The organism is Clostridium sp. Marseille-Q5894 (genome assembly GCF_946902305.1).
In the GTDB taxonomy this organism is placed as follows: Bacteria; Bacillota_I; Bacilli_A; order Erysipelotrichales; family Coprobacillaceae; genus Thomasclavelia.
This window is the reverse complement of record NZ_CAMPPT010000003.1, coordinates 146,216-163,164: the sequence shown is the minus strand read 5'-3', so window position 1 is coordinate 163,164 and position 16,949 is coordinate 146,216. Positions and strand designations below refer to the sequence as shown.

The window sequence follows — 16,949 nt, the reverse complement described above, 5'->3', positions numbered from 1 at the left end:
CACCTCAATTAAAATATATCATCATTATACACTAATTATTTCATCAAAGGAATTGTAATCGTAACATTAAAAGTATTTTCATCATCAACAACCATAAAAGAACCATCATGGATCTTTAACATTTGCTGGACACTTTTTAATCCGATTTGATTACTTTCAATATAATTAGTCGTATTTTTCTTTTGATTTTTAAATACTAGTTTTAAATTATTTTCATCAGTGATCATTTTTATATAAACAGGCTGATTGATTTCAGCATATTTTAACAGGTTTGAAAAAATATTATTAATAATTCTTTTAATCAAATTAATGTTACCACGAATAAATGCATCTCTTGGTTCTAAACTTTTTTCAATAATAAAACCATGTTCATTTAATACATCGATATTTTCAATCATGTATTCATAAATCACACCTAAAGACATCTTTGTTAATTCTGTATCTTGTTCTTTACTAAAAACAAGAAAATACTCAAACATTTTATTTGCCAGTTCATTGATCTGATTAACTTTATCGATTGAATTATTAAGATATAAATTATACTGTTCATCATTTCTGTATTTTTTAAGTCTGATAATATCTAAATATCCCATCAATGATGTTAATGGTGTTCGAATATCATGAGACAGAGCTGTTACGAGCTCATAATTAGCTTTACGATTTGCTTCCTCAGTAGCAAAATTATCTTTTAAGATTAGACGAAGATTATTGATTTGCTCAGACAGCTCACCAATTTCATCATTACTATTTATCAAAATTGGATGATTAAGATCCCCTTGAGACATATATGTGACATCATTTTTTAAATTCTCAATATAATGAACTTTTCGTTTTATAAATAAATATGTAGGAATTAAAAATATTGATAAGGCAATGATAATTGAAAATACAAGATAAGGGATAACAAGTTTTGCGATTGCATAAGAATACACATACATTTCAACATTACCATCTTTTAATTGAATATCAGTATGATATTCATCACCATCATAGATGATATCAGTGTCATAAACAGTATAACCAATAAATAAATTATCAAGCATCGTTGCAAAAGATCCCGTTATAGCAAGATTATCAGCTTTATTATAAAGATTTACACTATAAATCTCACTAGTACCAATAATTTTGTCTATTTCTTCAACATCATTGATTGATACATTATTATCAATTAGTTGATTTTCAATATTGATTGCATAAGCTTCAGTATTTTCAGAAATAATTCCCAAATCCTGAGTGAATTCAAAAAAATTTTCTCTTGCCATATACAACAAACAAAATACAACGATTGCAAGGGTACCTAATAAAATAATTACAGCACTTATTTGAACACTAAGTTTATTAAAAAAATGCTTAATCACAACGATAACCTTTACCCCAAATAGTTTTAATTATTTTAGGATTTTGAGGGTCACTTTCGATCTTTTTTCGCAAATTACGAATATGGACCATGATAGTATTATTAGCACTGTAGTAATATGGTTCATTCCAAATTTTTTCATAAAGAGCTTGGGTAGAGTATATATGTTTGCGATTACTTAAAAGTAGATACAGAATTTGATATTCGATATATGTTAATTCGATTTGTTTATTATCTAGAAATACGGTTTCGTTATTAGGATCAATAACTATATTGTTGTATATGATTTTATTTTCAGTCATATTATATTTATCAACTTTTCCTTGATAGATATAATATCTTCTTAGTAATGCTTTAACCCTTGTTGTTAGTTCATTGTAAGAAAAAGGTTTTGAAAGATAATCATCGCCACCACTAGAAAAACCAAGGGTTTTGTCACTTTCTTGAGTTTTAGCTGTTAAAAACAAAATAGGAGCATTTGATTTTTTACGAATTTCGATACATGCTTGATAACCATTTATAACAGGCATCATAATATCAAGAATATATAAATCAATATCAGCATCAATTAAGTTAATTACTTCTTGACCATCTTTAGCTTCGATAACTTCATAACCTTCACTAGATAAAAGTACATTTAGAACTTCTCGAATCTCAGGATTATCATCAGCAATTAAAATTTTATTATTTATCATATATTCACCAACTTTCGTATTTATTATACATTATATTGATTATTAAGAAATTAATAAACCAAAAATTAAGAAATATTTAGATGTTCTTTAGGCTGTTCTTAAGGAATATGATAGATAATACTAAGCAGGAGAATGATAGTAATGAAAAGAAGAAATGTTTATCCATTTATATTTTTAACATGTTTAACTATAATGATAGTTTATTTTATTATGCCTTCTTTAAGTATCTTTGGTTCAAATACAGATTGGCTTTCGCAACATGTTAATCTGGCTGATTACATTAGAAATGTAATGTTAGAAAACAAAACTATTTTTCCTGATTTTGCTTTTAACATTGGTGCGGGACAAAATATTTATAATTTATCTTACTATGGTTTATTCAGAATAGATGTATTAATTAGTTGTCTATTACCGTCAGTAGAAATGAAAGATATAATAATTACCTATATGTTAATTAATATAGTTTTAAGTGTTAATTTATGCTATTACTGGTTAAAACGTAAGCAATTTAATATTTGGTTATGTTTAACTGGTGCAGTTACATTACTATCTTCTTCTTTGCTTTTTCAAAGTCATCGCCAAATAATGTTTGTTGATTATATGGCAATGTTGATTTTAGCGTTAATAGCAGTTGATATATATATTGAAAAAAAGAAAGTAAGTCTGTTGATCGTGGCAGTTGTAGGAATAATTACAAATAGTTATTTTTTTAGTATTGCTGCTTTATTAGTGATTTTTAGTTATTATTGTTTTGAAATGATAAGACTTGAAAGAAAATTAAGTTTTAAAGAAGTATTTTTCTTTATCAGACCCTTAATAATAGGAATAATGATTTGTGCTGTTTTACTGTTGCCTACCGCATATGTAATGCTTGAAAATCATCAAAGCAACAATACGTCAATAAATATATGGAGTTTATTGATTCCAAGATTTAATTTTGAATCATTATTGTATGATCATTATGGATGTGGACTTGGATATTTTGCCTGGATAGGATTGATATTGGGATTAAAAATCAAAAAAGTTCGTTATTTAAGTATCTGGCTATTATTACTTTTGTTTATCCCCGTTTTTTCATTTGTTTTAAATGGTTTTTTATATCCTAGAGCAAAGATCTTAATACCCCTAATCCCTTTAATAATATATTTAACTATTTATGTATTACAATATTTTAAACAAAATTCAATAAAGCTTGATTTCAAGATGATTATTTTATTACTTTTACCAGTAGCAACAATTTATCAACAGCCGTTAGTTGTTTTGGATATGGCAGCATGTATGATAGCTTTATTATTATATTTAAAATTTACAAAATCTACAGTTTTGTTATTAATGACATTTCCCCTTATTATAAGTTATTTTGATAATCAGACAGAAAATTTTGTTACAACTAAGACATATCAACAGGTCTCTAAAATAAATAATCTTAAATATGATAATGATAGTCGAACAGATATTTTTAAAGAGTCTTTAAATACCGTAAATCAGGTAAAAGATAATATTTTTAGAACCTCTATTTATAGTTCAATCAGTAATTCGCGATATAACCAATTTTATTATGATATTATTAATAATCCGATAAGTATCCGAAATAGAGTTGCGTGTTTATCTAATTCAAATATATTTTTTCAAGGACTGATGGCAGTAAAAACAATATATAGTGAAACGATCGTTCCTATCGGTTATCAAGAAATAGAAAATCATGTGTATCAAAATAATGATGTATTACCATTAATATATGCTTCGAGTGATATTTATAGTGAAGATGAGTTTGATAAATTAACTTTTCCAAAAACACTAGATACGATTTATAATAACACAATTGTAAAAACTGATCGAAGTGATTATCAAAGTAAAGTAGAGTCAATTGATTTAAAAACAACAATTAATAATAAAAGTGATGATTTAGGGATAATTAAGTTAGATAATGGTTATCGTATAAATACAAAGAAAAAATCTAAGCTGGTATTAAATCTTGAGCAGAATTTAGAAAATAAGATTTTAATTATTGAGTTTGATTTAAAGAAAGTGAAATTGATAAAAAATACGGATACAAGTATTACGATCAATGGCATCAAAAATAAATTATCAGCAACGAGTGCTCCATACCCTAATCATAATAATCATTTTACATATGTATTAAGTCAAAATGAAAGATTAGATAAATTAGCGATTGAATTTTCAAAAGGACGATATGACTTATCTAATATAAAGATTCATGTAATCGATTATGATGTTATAAAAAACCGTAATCAGGAAATTGATGCTTTTAAAGGTGAATATAATCAAAGAAATACGCTTGCAAAAGGCATGATCGATGTAAAAGAAGATAGCTATCTTGTAACCTCATTTGTTTATCAAGATGGTTATAAAATATTGATTGATGGTAAAGAAGTAAAAAATGAATGCGTTAATAAGGCTTTTTTAGGAGCAAAAATATCTAAAGGAAAACATCAAGTTACAATTATATTTAATGCACCGATGAAAAATGCTGGCCTTTTAATAAGTTGTTTAGGAATTATTTTATTAGTTTTTCAAGGGAGATGGCAGGATGAAAAAAGAGTTAAAAGAATTGATTAGTTATGTGTTTGTAGGTGGTTGTACGACCATGGTTAATTTTGTTATTTATTGGTCCGTTATCAAGATCATTGATCAAAACTGGTTGATTGCAAATGTTGTTTCATGGATCGGGGCAGTGATTTTTGCATTTTGGGCCAATAAACGTTTTGTTTTTAAAAGTGTTAATGAAGCAGGAAGGGAAGCATATCATTTTTTTGCGATGCGTTTAGGAACATTAATTGTTGAAAGTGTCTTATTGTTTGGGTTCATCCAGCTATTGGGAGCTAATGAGATGCTCTCTAAAATCGTCGTTAGTATAATTACTGTTATTTCAAACTATAGTTTATGCAAATTTAGTATTTTTGCTGTGAGAGGAGATCATGAATATGGACAAAATTAGTGTTATTGTTCCTTGTTATAATGAAGAAGAGGTCTTAACATTATTTCATCAAGAAGTAACTAAAGAGTTGGAAAAAATCGAAAATGTTGATTATGAAATCTTATTTATTGATGATGGCAGTAGTGATCATACGATCAGTTTATTGAAAGATATTTGTGCTATAGATGATCATTGTAATTACTATTCTTTTTCTCGTAATTTTGGAAAAGAGGCGGCAATGTTTGCAGGGCTGGAAAAATCTGTAGGTGATTATTGTGTTATTATGGATGCTGATCTTCAACATCCGCCTAAATTATTAGCTCCAATGTATCAAGCCGTTAGTCAAGAAGGATATGATTGCTGTGCTGGAAAACGGATGGATCGCGAAGGAGAAGGTGCTTTACGTAATTTTTTAAGTAAAGCTTTTTATAAAGTTATGCAGCGTTTGTCAAAATTGGATATGTCAGATGGTGCTGGTGATTTTAGGATGATGAGTAGATTGATGGTAAATTCGATTTTAAAAATAAGGGAATATAATCGTTATATGAAAGGTCTATTTTCTTATGTTGGTTTTGAAACTAAATGGATTCCCTTTAATAATGTCGAAAGAGCTGCGGGATGTACAAAGTGGAATTTTAAAAGTTTATTTTCTTATGCTTTAGAAGGAATGTTTTCTTTTTCTACAGCACCACTAAAATTAGCAGGAGTTTTTGGAGTATTTCTATTTATTGGATCAATAATTTTATCTCTTTATACCGCCATATCAACTTTATTATTTGGAAATAGTGTTAGTGGTTATACAACAATAGTTTGTTTAATTTTGTTTCTAAGCGGGACACAAATGCTATTAATTGCTATATTAGGAGAGTATGTATCTAAAGATTATATGGAAAATAAAGCACGACCTATTTATATTGTTAAGGATAGTAATCGTAAACAGGAATATAATTAAAGAGAAATCCTTTTTTTGACTTAGAGGATAAAAGGAACTATAATATACTAGAGGATATGGAGGTATATAAAATGAAAAAATTTTTAAATATACTTTTAACAGTTATTATGGTGGGGGTAACTATAATATTGTGTGTAAATTTATCAATTCGAACGATGTCGACAAAAACAGTAACTAATGCAGTTGTTGTTCAAGAAGCAAGCACCGGAATTAAAGAAATTTTAAATAGTACATTTCCAGATGTTAGTAATGAAACTATTGATAAAGTTGAAGATGTAATCAAAAATAATGATACATTAAATAATGTTACTGGTGATTTATTAGATCAGATTACAGAATCGATAAATAATGGCAGTGAAGTGAAGACGGATGAAATTTTATCACAATTATCAGATGCTCTAGATAAAAGTATTCCTGAAATCGAAGAAGCAATCGGAAAAGAAATTCCTCAAGAGCAAATAGATAAAATTCAAACTAAATTAGCTGATGAAGACAGTACATTACAAAATAAGATAAAAAGCACAGTAGAGAAGATTCAGACAGCTACCCCAGGAACAAAACAGTTTATTAAAACATATAGTACTTTAAGCGATACTTTTACTAGAGTAGTTTGCATAATTAGTTTAATAGTTATTATTGTATTATTAGGGGTAATTAATAAATCATATTTTAAATGGACTTTATGTAGCGGGATCAGTTCATTGAGTTCAGGAATAATCATTGGCTTATTCTTACCTTTAGTAGTTAATGCCATGGAATTCACTATTGGAATGAGGGTATTAGGCATGAGTATTGATATCCCCGTCGATAGTTTACATTTTTCGGGCTTAGTTTGTGGTGTAATAGGTGTCGTGTTGATTGTTGTTTATGTGATTTTAAAGCGTAAATATCCTACATATAATCGTAATTATTATTATTGAGTGTTATAAAATAGCACTCTTTTTTAATTAAATAGTACAAAGATTATTTATAAATTTAATTTTCTCTTATTGAAATTATGTAAAATAACCAATTTTTGGATATATTATTCATATAGCTTTTATATTGTTGAACTATTATATAAAATTTTAATAGAAAAGAATAATTTTTATATTTTAGTTATAGAATAGTTACAAGCAATAAATAAAGATGATAATGCTATTAAACATTATTTAATTAATTATGGAAAAGTACTGTTTTAAATAGTGATAAATTATATGTACTTTGGTGAGATAATAAGATATTTAAAGTCATCTATTCAAAATCGTATAGCTTAATGTGTTTTTGGCAGGTAATTTAGGCTTGATAAATGGTTGCTGTAATATAATTAATTTCTTTTTTTAATGATATTGTATAATAATAGATTATTAGGATTTAAGTGTAGAAGAAAAGAATTAGATTTTATAATGTTTTTTATCGAAAAATAATCACATAAGACAATTAGAAAACGTGTTAAGGAATTAAATAAAAATATAGAGTGCAACAAAATCCTATTTTCATTAAAATTTCTAGATAATTGGTTTGATGTAAACAAATTACTTCAATAAAAAAGTCTAAATATTATTATACCTAGCATATACTAAGAATTAATAGTTTAGACTTTTTATACATTTAAAAAGATATTAATTAAAAAATATACTTTAATACCAGTCATTATAACTGATCCAATTTTCATATGGAAACATATGACTTAGATTATCACATACTTTCTTCTGAGAGCGATAATTAGAAATCAGCTGATTCTTTTGTGTTAATAAATTATCATCATAAGTATGTTTCATTGGTAAAATAGGATTGCTTTTTTTATAGTAACGACCAAAATAAGATAAATTATTAGTGATTTTTAAATTTTTAACGATATTTGTAACGATAGTACTAGTCATTTTATGATGCTCATGGCCGTATTCACCTCGGGGATTATGGGTAACGATCGTAGAAAAGGAATGATTAGCTAATATGTAATTTAAATCAGCTTCAATTTCATGATAAACTGTTTTCCAGTTATCACGTTTACCATTAGTTTTATCAGGATAATCAAGAATGATCCCAGTATTATGACTTTGGTCCATAACTTTCTCGAATTCTTTAGCACGAATCTGATTATTTCCGTTAGTTAAGCAAATTACAAGATAATCGTCTTGTAAAAGGTGGCCACCTCCCCAAATTGTTTCATCATCAGGATGTGCTACGATCATAATATTTTGGTAATTAGAAATATTAAATTTATTAAATAAATCTTTATTTTTTATTTGCTGTAATTTAACACTAGCATTTGTACAGCCACAAAGTAATATTAAACAGATAACGATAATTTTTTTCATGTTTTAATTTTAACATGATAATGAATTAATAAAATAAAAGCTTTCTTAAAAGAACTTAAGATTATCTAAATATTGATTTATTTAGATATAATTGTTAAAATCTCTTTCGTTGGTTTAAATAGATATTTGACTGTTTTAGGAAAAAGCAACATTGTAAATTATTGAAGAATGAACAGGTTTAAATTTTTATTTACTAATTTTCTAAAATTGAAGAAATTCGTTGTGATTTCGGTTATAATTAGTAATTGTTTGAAGATAAGATGCTAGTAATGGTGCATATTATTTTTATATTTAGATATTTTTTGATACGATGGATATAGAATTTTTAGGAGGGAAGAAGTAGTATGAAAGTAGTAAAAAGAGATGGAAAAAAAGTTGAGTTTGATGCTGAAAAGATTGAAAATGCGATATTAAAAGCAATGAAATGTGGAAGTGGCATCGTTGATGAAAAATGTGCTCATGATATTGCAGTAGAAATAGAAGATTGGCATAAATATGATGGAAGTAATATTTCAATTTATCGTATTGAAGGACAAGTTTTTGAAAAATTGATCGAAAAAGGTCAAATTTTAACTGCTAAAGCGTATGAAGGTTATCGCAAAGTAAGAGAATTTCAACGTGAAACTAATACAATTGATAATGAAATTTACGGAATCGTAAATCAAACTAATAAAGAGGCAATGGAAGAAAATTCTAATAAAGATGCAACTGTTTTAGCAACGCAAAGAGATTTGATTGCTGGTGAATTTTCTAAAGATTATTGTCGTAGACTACTTTTGCCTCCAAAAATCGTACAAGCTCATGATGATGGAATCATTCATTTTCATGATATGGATTATTACATTCAAAAAATGCATAATTGTGATTTAGTAAACTTAAAAGATATGTTTGCTCATGGAACAGTGATCAATGATAAATTGATCGAAACACCAAAATCATTACAAACAGCATGTACAGTGGCAACACAAATCGTTCAGCAGGTGGCTAATGGTCAATATGGCGGTCAGACGATCTCGCTGGCCCATTTATCACCATATGTTAGATTAAGTTATGAAAAACATCAGCGTAATGTTCGTCATGAAGGACATTTAATTGGAATCAACTATACAGATGAGCAAGTAGAAAAAATTGCTAATACAAGATTAAAAGACGAAATAAAGGCAGGAATCCAAACAATTCAGTATCAAATTAATACATTTTCTACTACTAATGGCCAAGCACCATTTTTGTCAGTATTTATGTATTTAAGAGAAGAACCAGAATATATCAAAGAAACAGCAATGCTTATTGAAGAAACATTACGGCAACGCTATGTTGGGATGAAAAATCCAGTCGGAGCTTATGTAACACCAGCTTTTCCTAAGCTGCTATATGTGTTAGATGATAATAATGTCCCTCAAGATAGTGAATATCGTTATTTGACTGATTTAGCGGTTAAATGTGTTTCTAAGCGTATGATGCCTGATTTTATTTCGGCTAAAGTTATGAGAGAAAATTATGAAGGACAAGTATTTCCATGCATGGGATGTCGAAGCTTTTTATCGCCTTGGAAAGATGAAAACGGTGAATATAAGTGGTATGGACGTTTTAATCAGGGAGTTGTTACTTTAAATTTAGCGGATGCTGGATTATCAGCTAATCATAAACTTGATAATTTCTGGAAAATTTTAGATGAAAGATTAGAATTATGTAAAGAAGCTTTACTATTGCGTCATGAAAGTTTGAAAGGAACATTAGCTGATGTAAGTCCGATTCATTGGCGTTATGGAGCTTTAGCCCGTTTGAAATCAGGAGAAAAAATTGATAAATTATTAGAAAATGGTTATTCAACTATTTCTCTTGGCTATATAGGATTATATGAATGTGTCGTGGCATTAATAGGGCAAACCCATACTTCAAAAGAGGGTAATGAGTTAGCTACTAAGATCATGGAACGTTTAAGAGAAGCTTGTGACAGCTGGAAGGAAGAAACAGGTCTTGGTTTTGGATTATATGGAACACCAGCAGAATCTACCACATATACTTTTGCAAGAGCGTTGAAAAAACGTTTTGGAATCGTTGAAGGAATTACGGATAAAGATTATTTAACTAATTCATATCATGTTAATGTAAAAGAGCATATTGATGCTTTTGAAAAATTAGAAGTGGAAGCCAAATTCCAAAAAGTTTCTTCTGGTGGCGCAATCAGTTATGTTGAAGTAACTAATATGTCAGAAAATTTAGATGCCCTTTCTGCTTTGATCGATTATATGTATGAAACGATCCAATATGCAGAAATTAATACTAAATCTGATTATTGCCAAGAATGTGGTTTTGATGGTGAGATTTTATTAGATGAAAATCGTGAATGGTATTGTCCAAATTGTGGCAATCGTAATCATAAGACATTAAATGTATGTCGCCGGACATGCGGATATCTAGGTGATAATTTCTGGAATCAGGGGAGAACTCAGGAAATTGCCGAGCGTTTTGTTCATCTAGATAATCATCTATATGGGGAATAATAATGAGATTTGCTCAGATAAGAAAAACGGATATTGCTAATGGCGAGGGAATAAGAGTTTCGCTATATGTTCAGGGATGTCATCGTCATTGTCCTAATTGTTTTAATCCAGAAACATGGGATTTTAATGGTGGAGAAGTGTTCGATGATGAAATTGAAAATATTTTGATTGAGTTAATAAATCAGCCTCATATTGTCGGTTTAACAATTCTTGGTGGTGAACCGTTAGAACCAGAAAATCGAAAAGATATATCTAACTTATTAAAGAAGGTTAAACAGCACTGTCAAAATAAAACGATATGGCTTTATTCATCTTATCTATATGAGGAGATTGAAAAGTTTGATGAAGAGATATTATCATATATAGATATACTAGTAGACGGACCTTTTGTAGATGAATTAAAAGATCGTAAATTAAGGTTTCGTGGTTCTTCTAATCAAAGAGTAATCGATGTTCAATTAACTTTAAAAAAGCAGGAAATCGTTTTATATAGTGGCAGTCGTTATTATAAAAAGAACTAATATAAAGATCTATTCAACTTAAAAACTACCTTTAACTAGGTAGTTTTTAAATAATATTGAGGCTGTTTAAAACATTATTTGAGTTACAAAATTTAGATTAATGTACCTTATTAGTTAAATATGTGCTATACTGTTTTTGTTGAAAAAATTATTAGGGAGTAGAAAAATGATCGGTTATTATAGTTATACGGTTATTCTTACATATTTATCATTGGTATTTGCAATGGCTGGAATTCATCTATCATTTAATGGTATGTACCAGTGGGCTTTTATTTGTTTGATCATGTGTGGTATCTGTGATACTTTTGATGGAATGGTAGCACGTAGTAAGAAAAATCGTACTGATGAAGAAAAACGTTTTGGAATTCAGATTGATTCATTATGTGATTTAGTTGCTTTTGGTGTATTTCCATCTATTTTAGGTTATAATGTTGGCTTAAGTTCGATGGGATGGCTGGCAATTGAAATATTTTATGTTTTAGCTGCAGTAATAAGATTAGCTTATTTTAATGTTCAAGAAGAAACAAGACAAAAGGAAACTAACGAAAAGAGAAAATATTATCAAGGTTTACCAGTGACAACGTCTTCATTTATTTTGCCAATGGCATATGCTTTACGTTATGTGGTTTTTGAATTATCATATATATATGGGGCATTAATGTTGATCACAGGAATTTTATTTATTGTAAATTTTAAGGTTCCTAAGGTTCAATCAAAAGGATTAGTGGCATTAGGGATCCTTGTTATTGTGGAATTAATTCAGATTGTGGTGATGAAATGATAGTCGTTGATCGTTTAGGAAATGTTATAACTAAAGGGGAGAATCAAAATAATTTATTAAAAAAATTATATGGCACATTTTTAGGGAGATGTGTTTTAAAAGTCCTTGTTTGTAGATTTGTAAGTAATATTGGCGGCTGGTACATGAATTCTAGTTTATCAAAATCTAGAATCGAAGGATTTATCAAAGCTAATGAAATTGATATGAGTCAGTATGAACAAAGAGAATATACTAGTTATAATGACTTTTTTACACGTAAAATTATTGATGGAAAAAGACCTTTTTTAGTAGATGATAATGTTTTGATCAGTCCTGCGGATTCTATATTGACTTGCTATAAAATTGGTTTAGATAGTCATTTTACGATCAAAGATACTGTTTATTCATTAGCAGATCTATTGGATGATGAAAAATTGGCTAATGAATATTTAAATGGTTATTGCATGATTTTTAGATTAACAGTAGATGATTATCATCGTTATAGTTTTATTGATGATGGGAAAATTATAAAAAGTAAATATATCCCAGGAATATTTCACACAGTTAATCCGATAGCTAATGATTATTATCCAATTTATAAACAAAATAGTCGAAATTACACTATTATTGATTCAAAAAATTTTGGAATGATGATTCAAATGGAAGTTGGAGCAATGATGGTTGGCAAAATTGTTAATCATAATAAAAAATATTGTCTTAAAGGTGAAGAAAAAGGATATTTTGAATTTGGCGGTTCTACAGTAATTATTTTATTAAAAGAAAATCAGGTAGTCATTGATAACGATATTATAGAAAATACAAATAAGAATAAGGAAACGGTAGTTAAACTAGGTGAGACTATTGGCAGGAAGTACTTAAAGGAGGTTAAATAATGACGAAAATAATTGCGATTACAAATCAAAAAGGTGGCGTTGGGAAAACGACAACCAGTATTAATTTAGCAGCAGCATTAGCAAATGCTAAAAATCGGGTACTTCTAGTTGATATGGATCCCCAAGCTAATGCTACTCAGGGAATTGGAATTGATCGTGATAATATTGAACTATCTACTTATAATATTATAGTTGAAGAATGTGATATGAAAGATGTGATCATACCTTCATATATTGCTAAACTTGATGTGGCACCTGGCAGCATTGATCTAGCTGGAGCTGATTTAGAATTAGCAAACGTTAAACGTGGTCGAGAACAACGATTAAAAAAAGCTTTAGATGCTGTTAAAAAGAATTATAATTATATTATTATAGATTGTCCTCCGGCACTAGGGTTATTAAATACAAATGCCCTTACGGCATGTGATTCTGTTTTAATACCAGTCCAGTGTGAATATTATGCCCTTGAGGGATTGACACAGTTATTAAATACGGTACTGTTAACGCAAAGTGTGTTTAATCCGAAACTAACGATTGAAGGTGTTTTATTAACGATGCTGGATCAAAGAACTAATTTAGGAGTTGAGGTATCTCAGGAAGTTCGTAAATATTTCAAAGAGAAGGTCTATAAAACAGCAATTCCTAGAAATGTTAAATTATCAGAAGCGCCATCAGAAGGATTAGCAATTTTTGATTACGATAATAATTCCGAAGGTGCTAGAGCATACCGAGATTTTGCAAAGGAAGTGTGTAAACGTAATGCCAAGTAATACAACTAAAAAAACGACCGTAAAAAAAAGTGGGACAGTAAAAAATAAAAAACTAGGAAAAGGTTTAGACGCTATTTTTGGCGGAGATATATCAACTTTAATTGATGATATAGAAAAAAATACGCCTGAATCAAAACAAGTAAAAGTTGCATTAGATGAAATTCGTCCTAATCCTTATCAGCCACGACGATTATTTGACGAAGAAAAATTACAGGAATTAGCAGTTTCTATTAAGGAACATGGAATCTTTCAGCCAGTTATTTTAAAACCATCGATCCAAGGATATGAAATTGTTGCGGGAGAGAGAAGATGTCGAGCAGCGAAAATTGCTGGATTGACAGAAGTACCAGCGATAATCGTTGAATTTAGCGATGATCAAATGATGGAAATAGCTTTACTGGAAAATATTCAAAGAGAAAATTTGAATTCAATTGAAGAAGCAAATGCTTATCAAGCAATGATGGAAAAATTAGAACTTACGCAAGATCAGTTAGCGAAACGAATTGGTAAATCAAGAAGTTACATTGCAAATACTTTAAGATTATTGCAATTGCCGGAAATGATTCAAAACTATGTCTTAGAAGGTAAATTGACAATGGGGCATGCTCGAGCTTTAATAACTTTACCTAAAGAAAAAGCTGAGAGTTTAGCTAAAAGGTGTATTGATGAAGGGCTATCAGTTCGCGATATCGAAAATATCGTTAAAGGAATTGAACTGGGAAATAGTCGCAAAGATCGTCCTAAAGTAGAGAAACCTAAAGAATATACTTATGTTGAAGGGTTGTTACGAAAGAAATTTAGGACAAAAATCAAAGTTGATGATAAATCGGTGGTAATTAAGTATACAGATACTAAGGATCTGAATCGAATTTTGGAATTAATGGGAGTTATAGAGGAAAGTTAGATGATTATCTAACTTTTTATTATTATGTTTGCCAAATATAAATAATATATATTAATATTATTATAAAAGGAGGTATTTTATGATTGAAGTTATAAATCTAACGAAACAGTATGATGGTTTCAAAGCTGTAGATAATCTTAATTTTGAAGTCAAACCAGGGAAAATAACAGTCCTATTAGGACCAAATGGTGCGGGTAAATCAACAACGATCAAAAGTATTGCTAATTTATTGAATTTTGAAGGTAAAATAAAAATATGCGGGTATGAAAACGATACGATTGAAGCTAAAAAGTGCTTTGGTTATGTACCAGAAACGCCAATTTTATATGATTTATTAACGGTCGATGAGCATATTGATTTTATTGGTAATGCCTATCGAATTAAAAATTATCAAGAAATTGCTCAAAAATATCTTGAATTATTTAAAATTATAGAAAAAAGAAAAAGTATTGCTAAAGAACTATCAAAAGGAATGACCCAAAAACTTAGCATGTTATTAGCCTTATTAATACAGCCTAAAGCATTGTTAGTAGATGAACCAATGGTTGGATTAGATCCTGGAAGTATTGAAGATGTGCTGAATATTTTTAAACAACTAAAAAAAGAAGGTTGTGCAATTTTAATAAGTACCCATATTATTGATATTGTAGATGACATTTATGATGAGGCATATATTATGAATAAAGGAAAAATTATTAAACATGTTTTAAAAGATGAGCTAGAAAAAGAAACATTAAAAGAATACTTTTTTGAATTAACGGATGGTAAATAAAATGGGGATATTATTTAAATTATGGTTATTGAAATTAAAAGGAACGATTAGAAACTTATTTAAACATAAACTTAGTGGTGTTTTTGTAATTATCATGATTATATTTTATGGAGTGATAATTATTAGTCTTTTTAATATCGATAATACGCAAATGATTTCAACAAATAAAAATGATTTTCATATAAGTATTTTAATTTTAATTGGTTTTCTAGCTTTACTGCTCTTTTCAACTTTGATGCAGTCTAAAAAAGCTTTATTTTATGGTGAAGATGCTTTTTATTTATTTACAGGCCCATTTACTAAAAGACAAATCATGAGTTATTTAACATTTCAAACGACCGTTCAATCAGCATTGCTGAGCCTGATAGGGTTAGTTATTTTTGCTTTTTTTAGTGTAGGAAGTGGTTATACTTTTACATTTATTTTTCTTGCTTATTTAGTATCAACATTAGTAGTATTTTTCTTTTTGTTATTAACAGATTATCTTTATGTTTTATCGATTGGTGATGAAAAATATCGTATTTATTCAAAGCTCATACCTGCTATAATCATAGCTTTTGTTGCATTGATTATTATAGTTATATATATCCAAACAGGTAATTATAAGACATTGTTTATAGATTTTATAAAAGCTGATTTATTTTATATTGTACCGGTTTTTGGCTGGATGAAATTAGTATTGGTGGCATATGTAGAACAAAATTATCAGTTGGTATTATTGGGATTTGGCTGTTTATTAGGGGCAATAATTCTAGTATATGCGCTTTTTATTAATTATAAAGGAAACTTTTATGAACAAGCTTTACAAGATGCTTTGGATTTATCAAGAAGAATGAAAAAAGTAAAGGCTGGTAATCAAGATGCTCTTAGAAATATAAAAATTAAAAAGAGTGTTTCTGGAAATTTTAAACAAGGCGCTTATGCAGTCATGTCTAAAAACATATTATTGATGAAAAAGACAAATAATTTTATTGGCATCAATGATTTAATTTCAATTGGTATTTATATTGTGGTAACGATCGTTGCTGACATTGGTTTTGGGATGTTTGTTTATATGATGGTTATATGGGTTTTTTCATCATTGCAAAATTCTGCTTTGACAAATGAATTGAAGAATTATCAAATATATTTAATTCCCGATAAACCATTTAATAAATTAATAGCTGTAATCGTGCCTACATTTATTAAAATATTTATTGTAACAGCAATTGCCTTTATTTTAATGGGATTATATTATCAAATTAATTTAGTAATGATTTTTACTTACTTATTATATGTTTTAGGATATACAAGTATTTTTATTAGTGGTAATGTTTTATCACTTAGAATTCTTAAGAGTCGTTCTTCAGCAATGTTTGAAAATTTTATGAGAATGATAATAATGTTAATAGGATCTATTCCTAGTGCCATTATCATTGTTGTAATTTATCTTATTGTTGGAAGTAGAGCCATAATATGGGGAAGTTATGTGAGTTTAATAATGAATTTTGCTGTTAGTTTTTTAATTTTATATGGATGTCGTAATATGATGAATGGACGAGAATTAAAAAGTGAGTAGTAAACGTCATGGTAAAGTATAATTG

At 28.5% G+C, this 16,949-nt stretch carries 15 protein-coding genes; 12 read left to right on the top strand and 3 right to left on the bottom strand.

Annotation, left to right across the window (positions count from 1 at the left end; all coding sequences use genetic code 11):
* Positions 1-35: 35 nt before the first annotated feature.
* Together OC535_RS06400 and OC535_RS06395 are read right to left on the bottom strand one after the other, a co-directional pair.
* On the bottom strand, positions 36-1,358 hold the full coding sequence (locus OC535_RS06400) for a histidine kinase dimerization/phospho-acceptor domain-containing protein (RefSeq protein ID WP_024721359.1): 1,323 nt from the start codon (positions 1,356-1,358) through the stop codon (positions 36-38).
* A complete protein-coding gene (locus tag OC535_RS06395) occupies positions 1,351-2,052 on the bottom strand; it encodes a response regulator transcription factor (protein WP_024721358.1) in 702 nt (233 codons plus the stop codon). The genes OC535_RS06400 and OC535_RS06395 overlap by 8 nt, the downstream gene beginning before the upstream one ends.
* Positions 2,053-2,193: 141 nt before the next feature.
* On the opposite strand from OC535_RS06395, the gene OC535_RS06390 reads away from it, so the two are divergent.
* The 4 genes from OC535_RS06390 (at position 2,194) to OC535_RS06375 (ending at position 6,862) form a co-directional block, all read left to right on the top strand.
* Positions 2,194-4,632 (top strand): YfhO family protein, encoded by a 2,439-nt coding sequence (locus OC535_RS06390; protein WP_498823429.1) that lies wholly within the window; start codon positions 2,194-2,196, stop codon positions 4,630-4,632.
* Positions 4,604-5,011: a GtrA family protein gene (locus tag OC535_RS06385; RefSeq protein WP_024721356.1), complete on the top strand. Its 408-nt coding sequence runs from the start codon at positions 4,604-4,606 to the stop codon at positions 5,009-5,011. The genes OC535_RS06390 and OC535_RS06385 overlap by 29 nt, the downstream gene beginning before the upstream one ends.
* Entirely contained in the window at positions 4,998-5,942 is a 945-nt protein-coding gene (locus OC535_RS06380; protein ID WP_498823427.1) for a glycosyltransferase family 2 protein, read from the top strand. Before OC535_RS06385 ends, OC535_RS06380 begins: the two co-directional genes overlap by 14 nt.
* 71 nt (positions 5,943-6,013) lie before the next feature.
* Entirely contained in the window at positions 6,014-6,862 is an 849-nt protein-coding gene (locus OC535_RS06375; protein ID WP_227053090.1) for a hypothetical protein, read from the top strand.
* Between the two features lie 699 nt (positions 6,863-7,561).
* On the opposite strand, the gene OC535_RS06370 is transcribed toward OC535_RS06375, so the two are convergent.
* Complete coding sequence (locus OC535_RS06370) at positions 7,562-8,242, bottom strand: PIG-L family deacetylase (RefSeq protein WP_498823426.1); 681 nt, start codon at positions 8,240-8,242, stop codon at positions 7,562-7,564.
* Positions 8,243-8,586: 344 nt separating this feature from the next.
* Here OC535_RS06370 and nrdD point away from each other — a divergent pair, with 344 nt between their 5' ends.
* The 8 genes from nrdD to OC535_RS06330 all read left to right on the top strand — a co-directional run bounded on the left by nrdD (position 8,587) and on the right by OC535_RS06330 (position 16,924).
* A complete protein-coding gene (nrdD, locus tag OC535_RS06365; protein ID WP_024721352.1) occupies positions 8,587-10,746 on the top strand; it encodes an anaerobic ribonucleoside-triphosphate reductase in 2,160 nt (719 codons plus the stop codon).
* A 2-nt stretch (positions 10,747-10,748) separates the two neighbouring features.
* Complete coding sequence (nrdG, locus tag OC535_RS06360) at positions 10,749-11,267, top strand: anaerobic ribonucleoside-triphosphate reductase activating protein (protein ID WP_024721351.1); 519 nt, start codon at positions 10,749-10,751, stop codon at positions 11,265-11,267.
* Positions 11,268-11,433: 166 nt separating this feature from the next.
* Positions 11,434-12,048, top strand: a complete 615-nt coding sequence (locus OC535_RS06355; RefSeq protein ID WP_024721350.1) for a CDP-alcohol phosphatidyltransferase family protein — start codon at positions 11,434-11,436, stop codon at positions 12,046-12,048.
* Complete coding sequence (locus OC535_RS06350; protein WP_498823425.1) at positions 12,045-12,920, top strand: phosphatidylserine decarboxylase; 876 nt, start codon at positions 12,045-12,047, stop codon at positions 12,918-12,920. Before OC535_RS06355 ends, OC535_RS06350 begins: the two co-directional genes overlap by 4 nt.
* Positions 12,920-13,690, top strand: coding sequence for a ParA family protein (locus OC535_RS06345; protein ID WP_024721348.1), 771 nt, complete (start codon positions 12,920-12,922; stop codon positions 13,688-13,690). Before OC535_RS06350 ends, OC535_RS06345 begins: the two co-directional genes overlap by 1 nt.
* Entirely contained in the window at positions 13,680-14,594 is a 915-nt protein-coding gene (locus OC535_RS06340) for a ParB/RepB/Spo0J family partition protein (RefSeq protein ID WP_498823424.1), read from the top strand. The genes OC535_RS06345 and OC535_RS06340 overlap by 11 nt, the downstream gene beginning before the upstream one ends.
* Positions 14,595-14,673: 79 nt before the next feature.
* Complete coding sequence (locus OC535_RS06335; protein WP_498823423.1) at positions 14,674-15,366, top strand: ABC transporter ATP-binding protein; 693 nt, start codon at positions 14,674-14,676, stop codon at positions 15,364-15,366.
* A gap of 1 nt (position 15,367) precedes the next feature.
* Positions 15,368-16,924, top strand: a complete 1,557-nt coding sequence (locus tag OC535_RS06330; protein WP_024721346.1) for a putative ABC exporter domain-containing protein — start codon at positions 15,368-15,370, stop codon at positions 16,922-16,924.
* Positions 16,925-16,949: the final 25 nt, after the last annotated feature.